The organism is bacterium, assembly GCA_030247525.1.
Taxonomy (GTDB): domain Bacteria; phylum Electryoneota; class JAOADG01; order JAOADG01; family JAOADG01; genus JAOTSC01.
In genome coordinates this window covers 1-23,992 of the sequence record JAOTSC010000001.1, presented here as the reverse complement: position 1 = coordinate 23,992, position 23,992 = coordinate 1, and the positions used below count along the sequence as shown (strand labels likewise).

Annotated in this window: 19 protein-coding genes; 11 read left to right on the top strand and 8 right to left on the bottom strand. The window is 48.6% G+C overall.

What is annotated here, in order from left to right:
• Nucleotides 1-85 precede the first annotated feature (85 nt).
• Together OEM52_00095 and OEM52_00090 are read right to left on the bottom strand one after the other, a co-directional pair.
• Nucleotides 86-319, bottom strand: a complete 234-nt coding sequence (locus OEM52_00095) for a hypothetical protein (GenBank protein MDK9698535.1) — start codon at nt 317-319, stop codon at nt 86-88.
• Between the two features lie 39 nt (nt 320-358).
• Nucleotides 359-832, bottom strand: coding sequence for an Rrf2 family transcriptional regulator (locus tag OEM52_00090; protein ID MDK9698534.1), 474 nt, complete (start codon nt 830-832; stop codon nt 359-361).
• Between the two features lie 336 nt (nt 833-1,168).
• On the opposite strand from OEM52_00090, the gene OEM52_00085 reads away from it, so the two are divergent.
• Nucleotides 1,169-1,873 carry a hypothetical protein gene (locus OEM52_00085; protein ID MDK9698533.1) on the top strand — a complete coding sequence of 235 codons (705 nt, stop codon included), beginning with the start codon at nt 1,169-1,171 and terminating at the stop codon, nt 1,871-1,873.
• Nucleotides 1,874-1,934: 61 nt separating this feature from the next.
• On the opposite strand, the gene OEM52_00080 is transcribed toward OEM52_00085, so the two are convergent.
• Entirely contained in the window at nt 1,935-6,293 is a 4,359-nt protein-coding gene (locus OEM52_00080; GenBank protein ID MDK9698532.1) for a PAS domain S-box protein, read from the bottom strand.
• Between the two features lie 210 nt (nt 6,294-6,503).
• Between OEM52_00080 and OEM52_00075 the strand changes: the two genes are divergently transcribed.
• Complete coding sequence (locus OEM52_00075) at nt 6,504-9,044, top strand: SpoIIE family protein phosphatase (protein ID MDK9698531.1); 2,541 nt, start codon at nt 6,504-6,506, stop codon at nt 9,042-9,044.
• Between the two features lie 88 nt (nt 9,045-9,132).
• Here the strand turns inward: OEM52_00075 and OEM52_00070 are convergent, their stop codons facing one another.
• The 5 genes from OEM52_00070 to ubiE form a co-directional block, all read right to left on the bottom strand.
• Entirely contained in the window at nt 9,133-9,336 is a 204-nt protein-coding gene (locus OEM52_00070) for a zinc ribbon domain-containing protein (GenBank protein MDK9698530.1), read from the bottom strand.
• Nucleotides 9,337-9,364: 28 nt separating this feature from the next.
• Nucleotides 9,365-9,877: a MarR family transcriptional regulator gene (locus OEM52_00065; protein MDK9698529.1), complete on the bottom strand. Its 513-nt coding sequence runs from the start codon at nt 9,875-9,877 to the stop codon at nt 9,365-9,367.
• A gap of 96 nt (nt 9,878-9,973) precedes the next feature.
• A complete protein-coding gene (locus OEM52_00060) occupies nt 9,974-11,455 on the bottom strand; it encodes a DegT/DnrJ/EryC1/StrS family aminotransferase (GenBank protein ID MDK9698528.1) in 1,482 nt (493 codons plus the stop codon).
• 35 nt (nt 11,456-11,490) lie between these two features.
• A complete protein-coding gene (locus OEM52_00055; protein ID MDK9698527.1) occupies nt 11,491-12,438 on the bottom strand; it encodes an NAD-dependent epimerase/dehydratase family protein in 948 nt (315 codons plus the stop codon).
• Nucleotides 12,439-12,599: 161 nt separating this feature from the next.
• Entirely contained in the window at nt 12,600-13,307 is a 708-nt protein-coding gene (gene ubiE, locus OEM52_00050; protein ID MDK9698526.1) for a bifunctional demethylmenaquinone methyltransferase/2-methoxy-6-polyprenyl-1,4-benzoquinol methylase UbiE, read from the bottom strand.
• A 9-nt stretch (nt 13,308-13,316) separates the two neighbouring features.
• Here ubiE and OEM52_00045 point away from each other — a divergent pair, with 9 nt between their 5' ends.
• From OEM52_00045 to OEM52_00005, 9 genes are all read left to right on the top strand, one after another.
• A complete protein-coding gene (locus tag OEM52_00045; GenBank protein MDK9698525.1) occupies nt 13,317-14,621 on the top strand; it encodes an isochorismate synthase in 1,305 nt (434 codons plus the stop codon).
• Nucleotides 14,558-17,203, top strand: a complete 2,646-nt coding sequence (gene menD / locus OEM52_00040; GenBank protein MDK9698524.1) for a 2-succinyl-5-enolpyruvyl-6-hydroxy-3-cyclohexene-1-carboxylic-acid synthase — start codon at nt 14,558-14,560, stop codon at nt 17,201-17,203. Before OEM52_00045 ends, menD begins: the two co-directional genes overlap by 64 nt.
• Before the next feature lie 34 nt (nt 17,204-17,237).
• Nucleotides 17,238-18,059, top strand: coding sequence for a 1,4-dihydroxy-2-naphthoyl-CoA synthase (gene menB, locus OEM52_00035; protein MDK9698523.1), 822 nt, complete (start codon nt 17,238-17,240; stop codon nt 18,057-18,059).
• Nucleotides 18,060-18,064: 5 nt separating this feature from the next.
• Entirely contained in the window at nt 18,065-18,952 is an 888-nt protein-coding gene (locus OEM52_00030) for a 1,4-dihydroxy-2-naphthoate polyprenyltransferase (GenBank protein MDK9698522.1), read from the top strand.
• Nucleotides 18,949-20,055: a mandelate racemase/muconate lactonizing enzyme family protein gene (locus tag OEM52_00025; GenBank protein MDK9698521.1), complete on the top strand. Its 1,107-nt coding sequence runs from the start codon at nt 18,949-18,951 to the stop codon at nt 20,053-20,055. Before OEM52_00030 ends, OEM52_00025 begins: the two co-directional genes overlap by 4 nt.
• Nucleotide 20,056: 1 nt before the next feature.
• On the top strand, nt 20,057-21,526 hold the full coding sequence (locus OEM52_00020; protein MDK9698520.1) for an AMP-binding protein: 1,470 nt from the start codon (nt 20,057-20,059) through the stop codon (nt 21,524-21,526).
• A gap of 87 nt (nt 21,527-21,613) precedes the next feature.
• Nucleotides 21,614-22,501: a 3-deoxy-7-phosphoheptulonate synthase gene (gene aroF, locus OEM52_00015; GenBank protein MDK9698519.1), complete on the top strand. Its 888-nt coding sequence runs from the start codon at nt 21,614-21,616 to the stop codon at nt 22,499-22,501.
• Nucleotides 22,498-23,793 (top strand): 3-phosphoshikimate 1-carboxyvinyltransferase, encoded by a 1,296-nt coding sequence (gene aroA / locus OEM52_00010; GenBank protein MDK9698518.1) that lies wholly within the window; start codon nt 22,498-22,500, stop codon nt 23,791-23,793. The genes aroF and aroA overlap by 4 nt, the downstream gene beginning before the upstream one ends.
• A partial coding sequence (locus tag OEM52_00005; GenBank protein ID MDK9698517.1) for a shikimate dehydrogenase occupies nt 23,790-23,992 on the top strand: 203 nt, incomplete at its 3' end. The genes aroA and OEM52_00005, both read left to right, overlap by 4 nt.

The following is a 23,992-nucleotide window of genomic DNA, read 5'->3' as shown; positions in this document are numbered from 1 at the left end:
TTCCATCTAATACGAATTGGAGCTCGCGCTCGGAAAGACATTCATCCGACTGGACGGCTGGATGTACCTCGGAAAATCGCCCGAATCACAACATACGATGCAGTTGATTGACAGCGCTGCTTGTGGCGGGAATCGTGTAATCGCAGTCGTTTAACAGCAAACTACTCGGAGCAATTCTTTGCATCGACCGATCTGTCTGAACAACGATATCCAGCATTCCCCGGTATAGTTGGTTGTAATGACGCAATGTTACCACAAAGCGATGAGTATCACCACAGTCGGCACTGCTGAGTTTTTGAAGGTAAGTTACTTCTAACATTGTTCACCTTCGCAATAGAACAAACATCGCGGTCAACGCTTATTGCACAGTCTCCATCGACGTATGCGCGGTGCCGTTCATGTGGGCGAGTCGCTTACGACGTGAACGCTCAGCTAACTCATCCAGGGTTACCTTCTTCAGTTCGTTATGGATTGTCCGGTGAAGAGCGACCCATACATCCCGTACCGAGCACTCTTCTAATAACGTACAGCAACCATCACCGTTATAATGTACGCAATCTTGGAGTTGTAACGGTCCTTCGAGGAGTGCGACGATATCGTAGAGTGTGATTTCCGATGGTGGTTTCGCTAACTCATAACCGCCAGCGGCACCGCGGGTTGCTCGGACATATCCACCGTTGCGTAGTGTAGAGATGAGTTGCTCCAAATAACGCCGAGGAATGTGTTGTTCCTCAGAGATTGCGGTTAGTGAGATTGAACCGCGTCCGTAACGCTTAGCGAGATACACCATCGCGCGTGCGCCATATTCCCCTTTACTGCCGATTTCCAACATAACGGTTTCCTTCCCCCTGACATTTAATTCCATAGAGTTAGTAACAAACGATACCGACGCAAAGATACAACATTCGTGTTTCAATTCCTACTAATTCACTATGGTATCGATGCAGGAGGTACGCATCAAAACAAGGCCATGTTTGGAATCACCATGAAGAAGTCAAAAAGTCTTTATTGCGCTTTGATCTCTCTTTAATCAGCTAATCAATGTATACTGATGGTACGCTTGCAAATGCTTAGCGAATTTTCAATATTCCGGTCTATTGTCCGGCGGCAACGGGGGGGTGTGTAAAAAGTAACACATCCGTTAAGCCGCCACCTTTCGGGAGAATGCATGAAAGCGCTAAACATACTCATCATTATTGTACTTATCGCGACCTTGTTGCTCGGTTGCAACCGTACGCCTAAAGACAGTTTTCAAGTTAAAAAGAATGATCCAGCAGAACAGAAACTGCCGCCGAATCATCCTGACATTAGTCAAATGCAGCAACAACAGCAACAACCGGGGATGGGTGGAAGCGAAATTCCACCACCACCGAGCGCACCACAAGATGGCGGTATCGATTTACCAGCATTGGAGAAAGCACTTCCCAAGAACGTGAAGAAGGGCTCGCCTTCCTCTTCCATGAGATTAGCGCAATATCAATTGGTTAGACAGGGCGGCGATTCCGATGATGGTGAAATGGCATTGTTCTATTTAGGCTCCAACGCAGGCAGCATCGACGCGAATATTGAACGTTGGAAGGGTCAGTTTACCGAGCGGAAAGACGAATCCACCGCCAAATTGACGAGCTCCGGGAAACTGCCGGTTACGATTACCGAGTTAGCTGGTACGTTGAATCAATCCGCTATGATGAGTGGTGCCACCGGAACGAAAGAGAAATGGCGTTTGTGGGCAGCAATTGTTGAAACACAAGCAGGACCCTATTTCTTTAAAGCAGTTGGACCGGAAAAAACAATGAAAGCACATCGCGACGCATTAAAGAGCTGGATTCTCAAAGCAAACGCTTCCGGCTCTACCGCCATCGGCATGCATTAAAAAATTTCGCGAGAATCTTAAGTGAAAGGCTGATGGTAACATCAGCCTTTACTCTTACCATTCATTTGGAGTCGAGGACTTTTCGAACCAAACGCAGTAACTCCGATATCCGATACGGTTTCCCAACAAACTCGTACTGTGTAAAAACATGATCGTTTCTGGAGACTTGATCGGAGAGTCCGGTTGCAACAATTACTTTTGGGATACAGGTTAACTCGGGTAATCGGCTTAAGAGCTCCCGACCTGACATTACAGGCATGGAGAGATCAAGTAACATGAGATCAATTGAACTATCTTCGGTAGAAAGCAACGCAAGTGCCTCGCTGCCGTTTGTTGCTAATCTCACTGTGTAGCCGCTGCGCTCAAGTATCGTTTTTGCGAGTATTCGCAACATCTCCTCGTCATCAACTACCAGAATCGTCTCAGTACCACCGATTAATTTAATTTCCTTGCTGGTTTCCCCATTTGGTATCGCTTTCGGCGATGCTACCGTCGGCAAGTATACATGGAAGGTCGTACCGATTCCCAGTTCACTCTCTGCTCTAATCCATCCATCGTGTTGGCGTACGATCCCGTACGCAGTCGCCAATCCTAAGCCCGTGCCTTTGCCGACATCTTTCGTTGTGAAAAACGGTTCGAAGATCTGTTTCATCGTTTCGTTTGACATTCCGATGCCGGTATCGGTGATCGTAATACAGCAGTATTGTCCCGGTTTTGCCTCCGCCTCCAGTCGCTCGTCGTTTTCCTCCAGTTGAACGATCTGCGACGACAACGCAAGTTGTAACAACTTGTGCTCTTGCATCGACGCTTCTTTTAGCGCATCGATGGCATTCATACAGATGTTAAGGATGACTTGGTGGAGCTGATTTGTGTCTCCCAATGCGATCTGGTTCGGCTGGCCGGTTAACGTGATTTCGATTCGCCGATCGACGGTACTTCGGAGCATGCCAAGCACTTCTTGCAGTAAGACGTATATATCGACTGCTTTCCGTTGAAGTTGAGATTTCCGGCTGAAAGCCATGAGTTGCTTCACTAAGTCGGCAGCCCGTTGGCCGGCTTTTTCCGCTTCCGATACAAGGGGTAACGTCGCTGCAGTGCCCGTCATTCGTATCAGCTCTAAATTACCTAAGATACCGGTCAGAAGGTTGTTAAAGTTGTGAGCGATTCCACCCGTCAGTTGTCCGATTGATGCGAGGCGCTGTGCCTGCTGGAAGCGTTCCTGCATTTCGAGCTCAGCGGTTACATCCCGTTCAATTTTTGCAAAAGAGACGATCTCGTCTTTGTTGTCTCGCATCGGAATAATGATAGCATCCGACTGGTAGAACGAATCATCTCTCTTTCGATTGATGAATCTGCCACTCCACGTTGAACCGGAAAGGATTGTTTCCCAAAGATTATGGTAGAATTTTACGTCGTGTTTTCCGCTTTGCAGAAATGATGAGTTTTTTCCAACGGTCTCCTCGAATGTGAAACCAGTTAACTTGCAGAAAGCAGGATTGACGTATAAGATGGTGCCTTGGTAATCGGTAATTGTGATTGCTTCCGCAGTAGACTCGACTAACTTTGCTAAACGTCGATTTTCCGTTTCGGTACGGACCCGTGACGTAATGTCGTGAACGATAGCGTGGACGAACAGTTTGTCGTGCATCGTAATCGGACCGGAATACATTTCAACGGTACGGAGTTCACCGTTTTTCAACTTATGCAGAGCAATACGATAACTCTCGAATACATCTTGTTTTGCTTCAGTCGATTGGGTGATCAATAGCTCATGGGAATCCATCGAAGATAACTCAATGTCACGAATGCGCATTCCCTTTAGCTCGCGCAATGTATAACCGTAGAACTTACAAGCAGCTTGATTCGCGTCGATGATTCCGCCTGTGTTGGGATCGTAGAACAGTTTTACTGCGACCGTCATACTGAATATCTGGCGGTACCGCGTTTCGCTTCTACGGAGACTCTCTTCAGCTTGCTTACGTTCGATTGCAGTTGCTATCTGCCCGGAAACAAGTTGCATTACCGACAAGTCGCGTTGTGAAAAAGAAAACTCCTCGTCATAACTTTGTACAACTGCAACCCCAATTACTCGCTGTTTCGATATTAACGGTATTCCCAACCAACTATAGGAACCGGTTCCATAAGATTCTATTTCATCGATTTGCTTCCACTCTTCATGATTGGCTGGATCAAGTAATACTGGTTTCTTTGTACGTCGTACGTAATCAGTAAGCGATTTTTCAAGCGAGACCGATCCAACAATTGGAGGGTCGTATTGGTCTACTTGATACGGGAATGAGTACAGATTGGTTTCTGGATCATACAACGCGACATAGAAATTCTCGGCATAAACGATCGCTGTCAAATAGCGATGAATATTTGCGAGCATTTCTTCTAAGTTTTGCGATTCGGTTGTGGTCTGAGCAATATCGAGCAGAGTTTTTTGCAATCGTTCTGAGTGTACCCGCTCGGTGATGTCGCGCAGAACGACAAAAATGCCCGACCCCACTGTCATTGCAATCACCGATGCGCTCGCATCAACCGGAATCGCAGTGCCATTTGCTGTAATACACTCAGTTATAACACTCGGAACTCCCGAAGTGACAGTTTTCTTTATGAAGTTGTCATAGTCGACGGAAAACGCTATCGGAAGAAAATGTTTCCCCGGCTTTCCAATAATCACCTCTGAAGAATAACCGAGGATTTGTGAAGCGGCCGGGTTTACATCAGCAACATCGCCGTTACCATCAAGCATGATGTAACCGTCATGAGCGGTTTGAAACAATGACTGAAGCCGTTCTTCGCTGGATCGCCGTTCTAATTCGGAATTATGGTGCTGGAGCACTATCGAAAGGGTGTCCGCGACAGCTTCACAAAGTTGTTCTTCGGTTTCGGTCAAAACCCGCCGGCCGGAAAAAACGACTGTGTAACCTCCGACTATCTGATTGTTGACCATCATCGCAAATCCAGCAACGGTACCAATACCTTCTTTGCGCAACGATTGTTGAATGAAGGAATCGTCAAGTTCGTCGATATGATACACATGCTTCGATTCCATCAGTATGTCGGAGATGAAACTTTTGTCGACATTTGACATCAGAGCGATGTATTCGTCCGAGAATCCACGGTTGATCGAAAGAACAAAGTCACTTTCATATTTAAGAATCCGGAGCGCTTGGGCTTTTGGCTTTATCTCTCGTTCAATTTCGTCGAAAGCCAATTGGCAGATTTCTTCCATCGGTTTGTTTCGGGAAACCCCAGCCAATAGTCGATACACGATATTGAAACGGACATTCCGAGTATTCTCGTCCTGAACTACTTTTAACTGTTTTGAGAGATCCGCTACTTTCTGCTCAGACATTGCAGATTGAACTTCTGCAGATCCCATCCGCTGCTGTAAACACGCGATTCTGGCAGCAAGTTGTGTTAGTGGATCCTTGTCGTCTGAACGAAGCATAGCAGAGTCCAATTGCGAATTCACTGAACTGGTTAACTGCTTGATTCTGCGCTCGGATCGAAGCTGGTTCTTAAGGTATATCCCGAATAAAAAGAGTAGAATCGATAAAATCGCCGAGAGAACGAAAAGCAGAAGCGCATACAATTGTACGGGGTAATTTACGCGGTTGAAATTCACCCTCAAGAGGTAGGTAGGTTTACCGAAGATATCCTGATGAATCGCATAACCTTCCGATGTATAAGAGTCACGATGGATCGTTAGGTATCTGTTTTGCAGGCTTAATTGCGGTAGAACTCGTTTCAATTCGTTTGGCTGGAGCGATCCTCTGAGTGGCCCATCGATTTTGATGAAGTCGTTGACGTCTTTACCAAGACCTGAGAATATTCTACATCGATATGCGAGATCGATCATCCGGCCGAATAGTAAATATCCATCGGTATCGCCGGTGCGACTCAATATTGGATAGATCGAAACAAAGATTGGTTCGGTTCGGGTCGAGTAGAATCCTAACCGAAACTGGTTGCTGTCGGCAGGTCTTGGTAGAATCCCTGAAACAACCAAAGATTCTGATGAAATACTGGGGATTAAAGTGAGTTTTGCGCGAATGAAGTCGAAGTGACTGTTTACTAAAAAGTTTCCTTGACGGTCGAAGATTGCAATTTGACTTAAGTTTAGCTGATGGTGGGTCTCCTCGGCATTGTCGAAACCAAAGACCGATAATCCGTTGGTGCTTGGTAGATCATCGAGCTCAATCCGCTTCGACCACTCCTGCGTTTTTACTGCAATACTGTTGACTGCTCTTTCTAACAGCCAAGATGTTACTTCGATGTTTCGCTTATCGCCGTTTACTTCTTGACGTCGATATTCCGTAAATTGAATGAAGAAATATATAGAAGAAGCCATAGCAATGAAGCTAAGAATTATTAGCAGGACAACAACGATTCTCTGAAGCTGAAATTTCATTTCTTGTCCGTAGGTCGGTTGTTCTTAGAAATTGTAGAGCGTATGTTTATTTGATAGAAGTAGCTCATGAATGTTTTTGTGTAACTTTTCTTGTCACTTAGACACCAATATAGAGACGGAAGAAATTGTGCACAACAGCGCAAAGACTTTTTAAATACAATATTATTTAGTAGTTTTCGTTTCTAAACTTTGATAAAGTACGGTTCAACGATGGTGCAAGAAAAAATCAGTCGTTTGCAGCGTTTGCTGCCCGCGATCAACCTTGACCGGCGAGTAGTATCATTCACCGGTGCAATCTTGCTTGCTCTGTACTTTCTACTTTCGATCGCGCAGCAACTCCCGGCACAACAAGCCGTCGGCGTTATTCTTTTGGTCGGAAGCGCCAGTGCAGCGTTCGGGATGCGTATCACCGAACAACCCCGCGGTAGGCAACTACTCCTTTTGCTAATTCCGTTGCTTTTGTCGGCTTTACTCCCAATCGCAAAAATCCCCGGCGGGCCGACGGTTGTTTTGCCAATCGTGTTGTTTGTCCTATTTCGCAGTATTGCCTTGTTGCTTCATGCCAGGTACGAATGGATTCGTGATCAATACTGGTGGGCGTTACCGGTATTTCTCATCGCACTAAGTTATTTCCTTCCTCATTCGATTGTTGTGCAGCTAATCATCGCAATCGCTCTGATTGCGGTGTATGGCGAGATCGATTGGTTACAGAAAGACACCGGCTTACTTAAACTCTTTTTATCGGCACTGGCATTCAGTGTCAGCATCCCGCTTCTTGTTTACGTTTTCATCTTGCCTACTCTACGACAGTATCAGTTTCTTGGCATCGTAATCGAGAATACACTTCGCTTGCTTACCATCGTTTCGTTCTTAAGCGCTGTCCTCATGATGGTGCGATTAGCGACCACTCCGATAATACGTAGCGTGCGCACCAAATCACCCATACGTACGAAGCTAATTTTATCGTTTCTGTTCACAACGGCTCTCCCGTTTGGATTGTTGTTCATCATTGTTTTTACTTCCTCGATTACTTTAATTGGAAGTTATCAAAGCAATGTCGTCCGCAAATTGATGTTGGAAGCTTCCGAAGAACTACTAACCTTAGCGAATGCGGTCGACATCGACCAATTCGGATCGGGCGATTCCCTTACCACACTGACTTTGAATACTCGCAGCGGTAAAGCATCGGTTACACCACTTAGTATTGAAATCAGCAATGAGGTAATCGGTACATCGGTAAGAAAGAAGTTTACCTTACGAAGTAAGCGCAATGCACCGGAGATTCTCCGGACGCTATCCTTCCGCGATTCGATACCCGCTACGCTAACGACGTTGATAAGCGATGGAAAGCAATATTTTTCATTAGCGCTTTCGCAACGCAGCGATTTGGTGGTTGCTGCTCTTCGTACGTTCAGCAATCAAGAGTTAGAGCGCTGTAAATCGAAGACCGGGGCCGATCTTACTCTTTATGCGCTAACTGCCGATAATGCGAATCCCGCCGAGCAAAACCAGAACGCCACAGCAATCACAATCAAAACCGAAACGAATGTTTCACTGGCAGTTTCCGAAAAAGTACTGGCAACCGTACGCGATTCTTCGAGTACACACTGGCGTGATCGCTTGTTCACAGTTGGACTGTCATGGATTCCAACATTGCGCAATGATCGTGGTACTACTACGAATCGTGGTTCAATGCTCATCATCCAACTCTCTGCTGCAGGATTGCTGCGGATGTTCGACGATGCCGGGAATCCGTTTAATACGGCACTGTTGTATTTCTTAGGCGTTCTAACGATAGTATTACTTTTGGTGATTCTCGTAGCAGTGAATGTCGGATTCCAAATCTCGCAATTGATTGCGTCGGGGGCCGATCAATTGATCGAGGGGACGTTGGCATTGCGACGAGGTGAATTATCCCATCGAATTCCGGTCGAGTCCCGCGATGAGTTAGGTGAAGTCGCATTCTCTTTTAACCTGATGGCGACGGAAATCACCCGGATGATGAGCGATATTCGCACGAAGGAACGGTTGGAGCGCGACCTGCAGATTGCCCGTTCGATTCAAATCAATTTGTTGCCAAAGGAGCCACCTGTCCTTCCCGGATGGGAGATTGTCGCGCGAAGTGATTTCGCACAAGATGTCGGTGGTGACTTCTACGATTACTTCCGGCTGTCTGACAATTGTTTCGGTATGTCACTCGGAGATGTTTCCGGAAAAGGAATTCCAGCAGCACTATTAATGTCGAATGTGCAGGCATCGATGCGAATGCTGAGCAGCACCGAAGCGGCACCGGAGATTGTGCTCGCGAGGTTGAACAACATGATCTTCGAATCGACATCGGCAGAATTGTTTATCACAATGTTCTACATGCGGCTCGATTGGAAAACCGGCGAGATATTTTATGTCAACGCTGGTCATGATTACCCGTTGCTGGTTTCCGCGACCGGAATTGAACAATTGAAAACCGGCGGTATGGTTATCGGTGCTTTCCAAAATGCTGAATATACTTGCGGTCGTGCGGTTCTGAATCCCGGCGAAAGCTTAGTAATATATTCTGACGGCATTCCCGAAGCGATGGCTACCGACGGCACGCCGTTCGGTGAAGAGCGTTTGCGTGAAACAGTGTTGCGTTACCGGACTGCTCATGCCGAAATTGGGATAACTGCCATCGAAGAAGCAGTGAATACGTTTGCAGGGGAAGAACCCCCGTCTGACGACCGCACCATGTTGTGGATAAGACGCACATTGTAATCGAAGTGAACATCACAAAAAGAAAACGGATGGCTGAAGCCATCCGTTTTTACTGGGAACGATGCACCGCATCGCTACGTTATCAGCCTCAAGTGAAGCGGCCACCACCGCCACAGGAACTACCTGAACTGTAACTGTTGTATCCGCCCAATAGCGAGGGTGTACTGAGTAACCGCTCTGAATTAGTACTGCCACAATCTGGGCACTCCTGCGGTTCATCGCGGCGGGTGTAAGTATTCATTTCGGTAAACTCTTGCTCGCAATCGAGACATCGGTATTCATACATCGGCATTGTTATTATCCTTCATAATGTGAATTAATTATTCAATCTCATCTTCAATACTCGCCTGCGTAGCATTGACAACAGTTGCACAATGATATAGCAACTCCAAATGCTCCAGCATCGATTGTCGTTTGTTTGCCGGAACCGATTGCACCAATTCCCGCAGATGATAAGAGGCGGCTTCTCGCATTGACTCTGCCGCACGCTTCCCTTTTGCCGTAATCCGCAGTGACCGTTGGCGTCGATCATGTTTAGATTCGCTGGAAGAAACTAATCCTTTGTCCTGTAAACCATTGATCAGTAAGCTTATTCGGGATCGTACCAATTTCATGTCCCGTGCCGCCTCACTCGGCAATAACGACTCGACTTCGTTCACCATCGTCAACAATCGTGCTTCCATCCGGCTCAAACCTACTTTCCGGGCAACTCGGAAGTCTGTTTCGTGACAGCAACTCGCCAGTTCCCGCATCACATGATGAAACGATTCACCAACCCGTACTAACGGATCGGAATCGAGGGTGAGCGCAGTTGGTGATTGATAATAGTTCATACTGTGAATTATAATACGTAACTTTCTTCGAAAAGTCAAGTGACACAAAAAAGGGTGAGCCGATGCCCACCCTTTTCCCAAGTACTAACATACTTGTTACTTATTGGCAAAGAACTCGCGAATCGCTGCAATCACGTGATCCTGTTGTTCGGGAAGTATCTCCGAATACATCGGCAACGAAACGACCTCTTTGCCTGCCTTTTCGCTTTCAGGGAAACTTCCTTCGCCAATTCCGTACTCCTGCCATGCCGGTTGCAAATGAAGGGGTATCGGGTAGTGAATCGCAAAACCTATTTTCTTTTGCGCAAGGAAAGCCGACAACTCTTCGCGATATTTCGTACGAATCGTGAAGAGATGCCAAACATGACGATTGCCGCGTTTTACAAAGGGCAAAACGACATCACCGACATTCTTCAGACCTTTCATATACCGTTTGGCTGCCGCTTCGCGAAGTTCCGTCCAGTGTTCAAGATGATTCACTTTCTCGTTCAGCACAGCGCCTTGTACTTCTTCCATCCGGTAGTTATGACCTACCAGATCGTGCTTGTACTTCTCGCGCTGTCCGTGGTTTCGCATCCATTCCAACCGGTTGGCGATTTCCGGATTGTTGGTCGTTACGGCGCCGCCTTCGCCCCATGCGCCTAAGTTTTTGGTTGGATAGAACGAAAAAGCACCGATGTTTCCGATCCCGCCGACGACTTTACCACGGTCGGTTGCCAGATGCGCTTGTGCGCAATCTTCAATTACGGGGATACCAGCTTTCTCGGCAATCGCCATGATTGCCTGCATGTCGGCAGCCTGTCCATAGAGATGAATCGGGATTATCGCTTTCGTTCGTGGTGTTATGACCCGTTTCAATGCCGCCGGATCGATCGTGTATGTCTTTGGATCGATATCCGCAAACACCACTTTCGCCCCGGACAGAATGATCGCTTCCACCGTAGCAAAAAATGTGAAGGGAGTGGTGATGACTTCATCACCCGGTTGAATGCCGACTGCTAACAACGCTAAATGCAAAGCGTCGGTACCTGATGAAACAGCGTAACAATACTTCGCGTGACACGCCGCAGCGAATTTTGTCTCAAACGCTTTGACTTTTGCACCGCAAACATACGCGGTGTTGGCGAATGTATCATTCAATGACTTGAAGATTGGCGCATAAATCGAAGGCAGTTGCGCTTTGAAGTCGAGCATCGGCGCGCCTTCGGGAAGCGGCGCTGCTAATGCTTCTTCCAATGTTACAGTACGGAAAGCTGAACTGGTTGGCACTTCCTTCTCAGCACTTTTGACGATGATGGCGTCGGCTTTCATCCGAGTCGCCGTAACAACGGTCGCTTGCCAAATCGCATCGGTTCCGGTGGCTTCGCCCCATTCAGCATGAGTCACTGGATCGATTCCGACAATTTCCGGGAGCATGGTGGTTACGGTGCCGCGTCGTGCCGCTTCGGCTAATGAAAGTGCAGATACCCAGACGCGATGCTCGAACCGGGTTGCCGCTTGCAAGAGATTTTTGAGTTTACCGGTTGGCTTTTTCGCCAACGAACGAGTCAACTCGGGGGATAACACATAGGTTGCCATAAATCCTCGATGAACATTTATACGTTAAAAATGAATTAGTGCTTTAGCCGTAAACGGAGATTCTGAATCATATCGACTGTCATTTTGCTGAGATCGAACTTCGGATTCCAACCCCAATCAGCGCGGGCTTGCGAATCGTCAAGAGACTTCGGCCAACTGTCGGCAATCGCCTGCCGGTAATCGGGTTCGTAAGTCACTTTGAAGTTGAGAATCTTCTCCGCGATTGCTTGTTCAAACTCTTTTGCCGAAGCACTAAACGCGGTGACATTGTATGTGCGGGTCGTGAGTTTCGAGGCATCCGCGATGGCAAGCTCCCACAAAACATCAATTGCGTCCGGCATATACATAAACGGAAGAACAGTTTCTTCTTTAACGAAACAGTTTGCCGATTTTCCTTCGACCGCTTTGTAATAAAAGTCAACCGCGTAATCCGTTGTTCCGCCACCCGGTTCGGTTTCGCTGCTGATAATGCCGGGGAAACGCATTCCGCGGCAATCGAGTCCGAACTTTGCCGAGTAGTATTCCATTAACAGCTCGCCAGTAACCTTGGTAATGCCGTACATGGTGGTTGGACGCATGATCGTTAAATTGGGGGTCATGTCGCGGGGGGTGGTGGGACCAAACGCACCGATTGAGCTCGGCATCACGACAAGCTTGACTCCATTATTTCGCGAAACCTCCAAGAGGTCAAAAAAGGCAGATAAGTTTACTTGAAAGGCTAATGCCGGATTTCGCTCGCCGGTCGCTGATAAGAGAGCGGCAAGATGATACACAGTATCGACTTCATGCTTGCGAATGAACTCTGCAAGCGCAGCGGAATTGCAGACATCGAGCAAATGGAAGTCGGCAAACGAATGCACCGATTCCGGTGGATTCTTGATGTCGGTCGCAAGAATTTTCGCAGTGGGTAATTCTTTACAGAGTTTTCGGATGAGTTCGGTGCCAATCTGTCCACAAACTCCGGTGATGAGAATACTTTTCATGGGAGAACCTTCGGTGTGTCGGCGCGGTATCGACCGCGGGCAGTTTAATAGAAGTTCAGAATGAGAAACCCATACTTGGGTCATCGAACAATATACTACAATCGAGAAACTGCGAAAAATTCGGGTAAATGAAGAAAACTTTGAAGGAAAGAAATGTGATCTTACTTCACATCAGCGGTATACAGGGTAGCGATGCCTCCTGTAAGTGTCTCGCTATGAATCGAAGAAAACCCAGCATTGTAAAGTAATTTGTTAAACGCAGCACCGTAGGGAAACTTCTGTACCGAAGCTGGTAGATAGCGATATGCATCAAAATTACCCGAAAGACCTCCTCCAACTATGGGGAGGATACGGTTGAAGTAGAAACCGTACAACGTCCGCCAAAGGATGTTTTCCGGCATACTAAATTCAAGAATCGCCAGTTTCCCGCCCGGTTTCAGAACCCGGTGGAATTCCCGGAGTGCCGTTTCATAGGCAGCTACATTGCGAATTCCGAAGGTAATTGTGACTGCATCGACCGTTTGGTCGGGAAATGGCAGCGTGTCAGCGGATCCGTGCAACCATACTACTGGCAACGTTTGATGACGCTTTCGACCGTACACCATCATGTTTCTGGCATAGTCTAAAGCGATGAGTTGGGCGGTTCCCCGGGATTGGCGATGGGCAATTTCCAGCATGTCACCGGTACCAGAAGCGACATCGAGTAAGGTTTTACCTGATAATGACCCTAAGCTTCGGATTGCCCGGTTTCTCCATAACTGGTCGATACCAAACGAAAGCACCCGATTTGCCAGGTCATAACGAAACGAGATGCGATCAAACATCGCACCGACCTGCTCCTGCTCTCTGCCTTCTCGAACTTTTGCCATATTGGGTTTGTGATCGATGGAATCACGTTTCGTATCGCGAATCCGGCTTGTTATCTTCCTTCGATGGAAAATCTACGCTATAAATCGACACTCGTCGAACTTGCCCCCAATGTAATCGACCGTTTTCTTACTGCCAATTTCCCTGGGATTATCCGATGGGTTAGTGCAGTGAATGAAACGGAGTGGGTTTGCTTTGGCGAAACTTCCCGATTTCTTTTCGCTGCCGAAGCCCAAACAGCATTGGCATCGCTACCTGAAACTGCTGTTACACCCCGCTGCTTTGGCGCATTACCGTTCGATCACCGGAAATGGAACGAATTGCCCGCTTGGGTGATGCCCCAACTCACGATTACAAAACTTGGGAGCGAGTGGATCGGACTCGTTATCCAATCCCAAACCGATAACCAATCCACTCAAACAATTATTGATCACTACCTGAATCGGATCGATGGAAAGAAACCGGAGCAAGAGTTCGATGCGGGATTTTCCAGTTTGATTGAGTTGTCGGCAACTTACGACCGTTGGAAATGGTTGATTCACAATCTACAAACGGAAATTGCCGAGCGAAGACTGCGGAAAGCGGTACTTTCCCGCCGTGAAATCTGGCGGTTGCCGAACCCGTTACACTTCTCATCGCTGTTCGATACGATGCGGCGTCGTTCGCCTCATTGCTACCGATTCCTTTTTCCTGCAGGTGCAGAAGTACTCATCGGAGCATCACCAGAAAGGCTCTTTTCGATACGGAACGGTCGAATAACGGTCGATGCGTTAGCTGGTACCCGCCGACGAGGAACAACCGAAGCCGAAGATCGAATTTTAGCAGAAGAGTTGCTGAACAGTGAAAAAGATCGCGAAGAGCAACGGATAGTAGTGGAAACTTTGACGCAGAATCTCCAGCAGCTCTGCTCGAGTTGTTCGGTTGTTCCCGATCCAACGATCAAGAAAACGAATCACGTTCAGCATTTGTACACCGAACTGCAAGGTGAATTGCGTAACGACATTTCTGTCGACGAGATTCTTCATTTGTTGCACCCCACTCCAGCAACCGGCGGCGATCCAAAAGAAGACGCGCTGGCATTTCTTGCCAGGTACGAGTCACACAGTCGTTTGTATTTTGCCGGGCCAGTCGGTTGGGTCGACCGGGAAAATGCCGAGTTTGCGGTCGCAATTCGTAGCGCAATCTTGTACGAGACCTACGCCGCGCTGTATGCGGGGGTTGGCGTGGTTGCCGGTTCCAATGCCAGCTCCGAATGGTACGAGACAACACTGAAACTACAGCCGATGTGGAACTTGCTTTTTGGCGGCGTCCGTTGATTCCGCCGAACGAAAACTGGCTTCGCGCTGCGATACTACTCGAGACAATCGTGAAGTGCGGAGTTCGCACCGCCGTTATTTCTCCCGGTTCGCGCAGCACACCGTTGGCGCATGTCGCTCTGCATACGAAAGGGTTGGAAATCATTGTCGATATCGATGAACGCTCGGCGGCGTTCGTTGCACTCGGTATCGGAAAAGTAACCGGAGTGCCAGCAGTATTGATCTGCACTTCCGGTACTGCCGTCGCAAATCACTTCCCGGCAGTGGTTGAAGCGCGCATGTCGCAGGTTCCGATGATTGTTCTAACAGCAGATCGACCAGACCATTTGCAAAATTGCGGAGCCCCACAAACCATTCCCCAGTCGAACATCTTCGGCAAGTTTTCGGTACACTCGAGTCAGTTACCATCGGTCAGTAGCGGGCAAGGTTCTCGGGAGATAATAACTCTCGCAATCGATGCCTATCGTCGGACGATTGCCAGCGATGGCGGTGCGGTACATATCAATTGTCAATTCGATGAACCATTGCAGCCAATTTCCGGCAAGAAGAAAATCACGCAAGCGCAATGGAGTAAAACGCAACAAGATATCGCTCGAAAAGTGTTGCTTTTTCAAAGACGCGATGTGAGTACATCGCCCTTACAGCGAGGGATCAACCGTCAACTCCGGACGACATTACAGCATTCCCATTCGTTTGCAATTGTAGCAGGACCCGATGCCGCCCGCAATGATGAAACAACAAACGCGATTATCGAATTTGCGCTCCAAACGAATACGCCGCTTTTCGCCGATGTATGCTCTGGTGTTCGCACATCGACTGCCGCACTTAATTATCCCGATTTGCTTGCGCAATGTCTCAGCCAACAGAATTGTGGCGTCGATACTGTTATCTGGTTAGGTAAATATCCGACCTCAAAGGCAATCGCCGCATGGATGAAATTCGCAAAATCGGTGATTCGCATTCAAGAACATCGCGACCGGATCGATCCCGACGATATCGTCACCCAAACGCTGCAGGGAGATACGGTAGTGCTTCTTACGTTACTAACTGCCGCAATGCCGCAACGTTCACCTGATATAATAACGCGCAATATCGTCTCGATTGAACAGCGTGTTAAGCAAGCTGTCGAAAGCAAAGCGACAAATTCTGTTGTACCGCAGTTCATCGTAGCTATGCGAAGTATTGTCGAAAATCTACCGACTGAATCCAATGTAGTGTTGGCGAATTCGATGTCGATTCGTTATGCCGACCGTTTTCTTGACACCTTGAAGCCGCAGCATGTTTTTGCGAACAAAGGCGTTAACGGCATCGATGGAACGCTTTCGACAGCAATTGGAATCGCTCATGCTACTAAACAACCGACGTTATTGGTAACCGGCGATCTCGCGTTGCTGCACGATCTGAACGCGCTGAGTTTACTAGCACGATTACAGGTTCCCTTGACGATTCTCCTGCTGAACGATAACGGCGGTGGGATTTTTCATCATCTTCCCATTGCTTATACGATTCCCGAATTTGAGAATACTGAACATCGTGCGGTGTCGAGTTTTGAAGTAACGCATGGCACGCCGCACACAACCGATTTTGAAAAAGTGGCGGCGGCATTCGGCGTTCCCTACCATCGATGTGAATTGTCGGAAATTGCCGATATCGATTGGATGAAACCGCGGCTATTGGAAGTATGTTCGCCGCGCGAAGAGAACGCGCAGCAGTATAAGAATTTGACGAGAGCGACTCTCGAAACAGCTTGTCAACGACATATCCAAAAATCTCGTACTCGTAAGAATAGTTGGCACATTGCCCGGTATGGCGATCCCCGAAACCCGCCACTGTTATTGCTGCACGGTTTTGCCGTCTCCGGTTCCGTATGGCTGCCGTTCGTCCGTAAGCTTTGCGAAACGTATTTTCTGTTGGTTCCCGATTTACTGGGTCATCGTTATTCGCAAATCGATTCGGACACTTCGGATACGATTGCCGCAGTGGCAGATTCATTGTATGAAATTCTCACAACGGAGTTATCCGAACCGCTACGGATTGTTGGGTATTCGATGGGCGCGCGGCTTGCCTACGTTTATGCGGCACAGCATCCCGCAAACATTCACAGTGCAATGTTTATCAGCGGTACAACCGGCATCGCCGATCCCATCGAACGAGCGCAGCGATTGCAGAGCGATGAGCTGCTTGCGAAAAACATTAGTATAAACGGAATGGAGTGGTTCGCTGAGTATTGGAGTAAGTTGCCATTACTCGCTTCGCGTAAGAATGTAAACGCTCTGCAAACAAAAGCAATGCGGAATCAATGGCTGCGACAAGACCCACAACAATTATCGCAAGCACTTCGGTTGTTTTCGGTGGGTAACCAACCGGATGTACTTCCGGAATTGTGCAAAGTGAATTTCCCGGCGATGCTAGTGGCAGGTACTCGCGATGATAAGTACAGCGAGTTGACGAAACAGCTTGCTGCAAAGATTCCTCAGTGGAAAGTGAAATATTTCGATTGCGGACATGATGTGCTCACGGAAGCGCCGGTAGAGCTGTTGTCGACCATGATTTCGTTTTTTGCCGGGAATGCAAACCGCTAAATTTGTTAGCCGATTTTCGAGGAAAGGAAACAAAATGTCGATTCCGAATTGGGAGAAATGTGGAAACTATACCGATATCGTTTACGAAAAAGCGGAAGGGATCGCTAAGATTACCATCAATCGTCCCGAAGTGCGGAATGCATTTCGCCCGTTGACTTTGGTGGAATTGCAATCCGCATTTTACGATGTTCGCGAAGATCCGCATGTCGGAGTAGCTATCCTTACCGGAGCTGGCGATTTGGCGTTTTGCAGCGGCGGCGATCAACGTATTCGCGGTGAGCAAGGATACGTCGATCAACAAGGCGTTCCTCGCTTAAACGTACTCGATTTACAAAAACAAATTCGCAGTCTGCCAAAACCAGTGGTAGCAATGGTTGCCGGTTATGCGATTGGCGGCGGTCATGTATTGCACATCGTTTGCGATTTAACGATTGCTGCGGAGAACGCCAGGTTTGGTCAGACGGGACCGCGAGTTGGTAGTTTCGATGGCGGGTTCGGCGCCGGTTATTTGGCGCGCATCGTCGGTCATAAAAAAGCGAAAGAGATCTGGTTCCTCTGCCGCCAATACAATGCGCAGGAAGCGTTAGCGATGGGGTTGGTCAATACAGTCGTACCGCTCCGGGAACTGGAAGCGACCACAGTGCAATGGTGCCGTGAAATGTTGGCGCTTTCTCCGATGGCGCTCCGCTGTTTAAAATCCGCTTTTAATGCTGACACCGATGGCGAGGCGGGAATTCAAGAGCTCGCGGGCAACACGACGATGCTTTATTACATGAGCGAAGAGGGACAAGAAGGAAAGAAAGCTTATCTCGAAAAACGAACGCCCGATTTCGAGAAATTTCCTCGATTGCCGTAACTCCAATGCTTGAGAAACTATACCCTTGGTTGCTGGCGGCACGTCCGAAAACCCTGATTGCATCGGTCGTTCCGGTTGCCATCGGATTTGCGCTCGCTTCGTCGCATCCGCAGTTTGCGCCGCTTTGGGTGTTACCGATTCTCATTGCAGCGTTGCTCATTCAAATCGGAACGAATGTCGCGAACGACTATTACGATTTTCGCAAAGGGACCGACAACGAAATGCGAATTGGACCAACACGAGTAACACAAGCGGGCATTCTCAAACCAACGGTCGTTCAAATCGGATTTTGGACAATCTTTGCCATCGCAATTCTGGTGGGAGTTCCGCTTGCGCTACGTGGCGGGTGGTGGATTGTCGCAATCGGTTTGACTTCGGTTGCGTGCGGTGTCTGGTACACTGCCGGCTCGTATTCGATTGCTTACCGGGGAATGAGTGAGCTGTTTGTCATCTTGTTTTTCGGTATCGTTGCAGTAGCGGGAACCTACAATTTGTTGACGTTGGAGTGGTCGTACGTTGCGGTGATTGCCGGCGTCGCTTCGGGTATGCTCGCAACTTCGTTGCTCGTGGTGAACAATACACGCGATATTCCCAATGACCGGGCGGCGGGAAAGTGGACTTTGCCGGCACGATTTGGCTATACCTTTGGTCGAATCGAATATATCCTTACGATACTTTTTGCATACAGTGCCGCGGTGCTTGTACTATTCCTGTTAGACAAAACCAGTTTCGTCTCGATTCTACTCATTTTTGCTTCGCTTCCATTAGCAATTGAGCCGATGAAACTAATTCTCACCCGCACCGATAAAGACTCATTTCTAAAATGCTTGGCGCAAACAGCGCGATTGCAACTACTCTTTGGCATTCTGTTTTCGTTGGCGCTCACCCGATGAAACTCCAATCGTTGCGCTGGATGGCGCATGAGCTAACCTTCCGAAAACCTACCCGCATCGGGTCTCGAATCGCAAAAACCAGAACCGTGTACTTATTGGAACTTGTATTCGATTCCGGTCTCACCGGGATCGGAGAAGCGGCTTCCTTGGCGGGTTGGGGTAACGACTCCGATGATTTCGTGATTCGTGAACTATCGCAGTGTCGTGGATTCATTGCAGAGAAGCAACCGGAATTCTTTGTCGAGAATGGCGTCTTTCAGCTTCGAGACGTATTTTCCACCTGGTTCCCGCACTCTCCGTCGGTGCAATTTGCTTTATCAACAGCATTAATTGATGCAGTGGCGAAAGAACGAAACCAACCGATCGCGAAATTGCTGAACCCACATGCGAGTGACTCTGTTACGCTTTCCGCTTTGTTATCGGGGACGACCGAACAAACATTACTTGCTGCGGCTGAGAATGCGATGCAACAAGGGTATTCCACGATCAAATGCAAATCGCTGCCGGATTCTCTCCAATTCTTAACCGTACTCAAAGCGATTTGTTCTTGCACACAATTTTCGTCACTGCGCATCGACGCGAATGAACAATGGAGTGTTTCAGAGACGATGGAAATCATTCGTCAGACAGAGAAACTTCCCATCGAGTATATCGAGCAACCGCTCCCGCGCGAACAAAAGACAGAACTGCTTGCATTACTACAAACATCGCCGCTTCCGATTGCATTGGATGAGTCGATCGCATCGGCGGAAGATCGAGTCTGGTGGCTGCAACGCTTTCCCAGTGCAGTATTTGTAATCAAACCGATGGTAATTGGTTCTATCGATCAGACTATCGAGTTTTGCAGAAAGGTCAGAAATGCCGGAGGAAAAATCGTCTTGTCGTCGGCGATGGATTCGGCGGTCGCCAATGCGATGTACTTACAGATCGCAGCCGCAATAAATTGCGATACCGCGATGGGGATTATGACGCAAAGTGGTTTCACATCCGACATTGTTTCGAATCCCATTCCGGTCATGCAAGGCACCGCTCACATACCATCCACGCTGGGAATCGGAGTGACGCTTTCCCCGGAGATTCTTACCCAGATTCGGAGTCGTTAGCGTGTATCCCTTAACCAGCACAGCAGAGAAACTCTCAGATTCCCTTGCATTGCAAAGTATGAGCGAACAGCTCACATTTTCCACACTCAATCACAAAGTGAAGTGCGTTGCCAATGCGTTACAGGAATTGTTGGATTCGACTGGTGGAAATCGTATCGCGGTATTTGCGGCAAATAGTAAGGAATGTATTTTTGCCGCTCATGCAGTATGGGCGTCGGGAAACACGCTCATACCACTGCCGCTAAATTGGCGAGACGAACAGTTGCAACGGGAAATCGATGCTGCTCGATTGGATCTATTACTCGTCGATGCTGCAAATAATCATCGTGTCAATCATCCTAACAAAGTACCTGTAACGCAACTGGTAGAAGAGAATTCTGCGCATAATACACTTCTGGATTTCTCTCCCGCCAAACTAGCATTACTCCTGTATACATCCGGGAGCAGTGGTGAACCGAAACGGGTTGCACTGTCGTGGAACGCGTTGGTTAGCCATGCACAGATATCGGTCGAGCATCTGCAACTACTTGCCGAGGATCGTTGGTTGCTCACGTTACCGCTGTTTCATATCGGCGGCATTAGTACACTGTTCAAGCAAATGAGCTGCGGTTGTTCGATTGTCTTGCCGGAGCTGGAGCAACTTCGTGATGCTACCGCAATAACGTCGTTCATCGAGCAAGCCGGCGTTACTCGCGCCGCAATGGTACCCACTTCCCTCGAGCGCCTCTATCAAGCGATGCCCAATTATCGGTTTCCCGATAAATTTCGATCTATGCTCGCCGGTGGTGGCATGGCAACCGAAGAGTTGCTGTTGCGCGATCACCGGATACTTGCAACGTATGGTATGAGTGAAACCGGTTCGCAGATAACAACCGTACCGCTTCACGCAACAACTGAAATCCGCAGCACCGCCGGTATTCCGCTGCCCGGAGTTCGCATCGAGATCCGCGACGAATCGCATACTCCTTTGCCAATCAATGAAGTTGGCGATGTTTGGGTTGCCAGCCCTGCGTTGTTCGATGGCTACGAAACCGTGACGGGCATCGTATCACCAATGCAAAACGGATGGTTTCAAACCGGCGATTTCGGATACTTAAATCCTGACGATGCTTTGACAATTGTAAGTCGTCGCAGCGATCGAATTGTCAGCGGTGGCGAAAACATCGCACCTCATGAAATTGAGCTATGTTTGTTAAAACATCCGGAAGTGACTTCGGTTGTGGTGTTAGGTGTTCCCGACCAGGAGTGGGGAGAGTTGGTTGTGGCGGTAGTTGTCCCGAAACACAGTGATCGCGTCGATTCAGTGATGTTGGTGGACTATCTCGGCAGGCAACTGGCGCGCTACAAGTTACCAAAACGCTGGCTTCTGTTACCTGAGTTACCTTTATTGCCAACCGGTAAACCTGACCGTCAGGCAATTCGGGCGCTGTTGTCGCTAAACGTTAATGAGAACGGGACCTTGGAGCAATAGTTGCGCTCGCAACCGGAATATGCGAAATTATTGGTCACACCATAGAAATATTGACGTATATCATAGAAAGACTGTAACGAACAAACAATGGCAATCGGAACCCACATCCCAGCACATCAGAACATCGGTTTTCCCGGTGCGACTGAGCCACAATTCGCACCCCCCGGCGTATTAAAAGTCGAGGGAAGCGAAGCTCATCTCGTACGGGTTGGCGATGTCGTTTTTGGTGGTTCTGAACTTATTCTAATCGCGGGACCCTGCGCCGTCGAATCGGAAGCGCAAATCCGCGCCAGCGCGAATTTAGCAAAGCAAGCGGGCGCGAAACTCTTGCGCGGCGGTGGTTACAAGCCGCGTACTTCGCCCTACTCGTTTCAGGGGTACGGTTACGAAGCGATCCGAATGATGCGTGATGCCGCCGATGAGTTTGGGCTCAAGATTGTTACCGAAGTGATGGATCCCGAACATGTCGATTTGCTCGAGCCTATCGCCGATATGCTGCAAATCGGTTCGCGCAATATGCAGAATTTTAGTTTGCTGCGTCGCGCCGGTAAGAGTAAACGTCCGGTGTTGTTAAAACGTGGGATGTCATCGACGCTGTTTGAGTTGTTGAATGCCGCGGAGTACATCCTTGCCGAGGGAAACGACCAGATTGTTTTATGCGAACGCGGAATCCGCACCTTTGACGACTTCTCGCGCAGTACGTTCGATTTAACGATTATTCCCAAAATTAAACAAATTAGTAGACTGCCGATTATTGCCGATCCCAGTCATGCTACCGGCGACCGTTCTTTGGTGCTGCCCGTAGCGCAAGCCGCCATCGCCGCCGGCGCTGATGGACTCATCGTCGAGTTTCACCCCGATCCGAAAGTTGCCTTATCCGATGGTGACCAATCGCTATACCCCGAACAACTCTTCGAGTTATCAGATAAAATTGCGATCCTCGCTTCAGCGGTGAATCGACGGTTCGAGCGATGAACGTGCGAATCGCAGCGCCGCAAAAACCGCTGCGAGCAAGAGTAACTGTCCCTTCCGATAAATCGATTTCCCATCGTCGCATTCTCTTTTCCGGTATCCTTCCAAAAATTTCGACAATATTACTTGATCGATGTGGCGCGGATGTATTCCAATCGCTTCGAGCAATCGAGCAATTTGGTTGCACGGTTACGCGAACAGCAATGTCGCCCTCCCAACAACTTGTTACGATAAGGGGTTTGCAGGATTGGCAATCGCCACTTTCGGATGTCGACTGTGGAAATTCCGGTACAACGATGCGTCTGCTTATGGGTCTTGTCGCGGGGCAAGGATGCGAGGCAACCCTCGTGGGCGATGCATCGCTATCGCTGCGTCCGATGGATCGCGTCGCGAAACCATTGCGTGAGATGGGTGCTGCGATCCATTCTACGAATGGATGCTTGCCGATTAATGTCCAACCAGCTCAGTTACATGGTATACTCTACACCCCTACTATCGCCAGCGCACAGGTAAAATCCGCGGTGCTGGCGGCAGGATTGTTTGCCACTGGAGAAACGATTGTCGTGGAAACAACCTCGACGCGCGATCACACCGAACGGTTGCTCGGATTACAGCCGTATAAGGTCGGTGAAGCTATCGAATGGCAAATCGATAAAAATTGTGAGTTCGATATTCCTGCGGATACGATACCAGGCGACGTATCCAGCGCGGCGTATTGGATTGCGGCAGCGCTATTGTTAGACAATTCCGAACTGTTCATCGATGCAGTTGGGGTAAATCCAACTCGAACTGGATTCATCGAACAGATCCAACAACAAAGCGCAGCAATCGAAATTACGAAAACCAATAATTCAGGCAACGAACCGATGGGAACGCTTCGCTGTAAATCCGCGGGTGCGCTTTCCTTTATGATTGATGAGACTACGGTTGCGGCAGTTATTGATGAAATTCCTTTGTTAGCGGTTCTCGCGGCGGCATCGGGCGGAGCATTCTCTGTCCGTGGCGCTAACGAGTTGCGAAATAAAGAGTCCGACCGGATAATCGCTACAGTGAATGGGCTTCGCGCAATGGGAGTCGATTGTGAGTTGTTCGCCGACGGTTTCGCATTCGCGTCCGTGAAGCGGTTGCGAGGCGCGGTAATCGATTGTCAAATGGATCATCGTATCGCCTTGAGTTTCGCTATTGCCGGGTTATGCGCTTCCGGTGAAACAACGTTGCTTGGCGCAGAGTGTGCCGCAATATCCTACCCGACATTTTTTTCAGAACTCCAAGCGTTGACAGGAGCGGTAAGATGAAACTCGGTTTGCTTGGCGAGAACATTGCACATTCGCTTTCGCAAAAATTACATCAGGCAGCGCTTACGCATTACGGTATGCAAGGTGAGTATGAAGTGTTTGATATAGAACGCGTACAACTTGCGGATATGCTCGAGCGTTGCTTTCAGGAAGGTTTTACAGGACTAAACGTCACTGCGCCATACAAGGAAATTGTTCT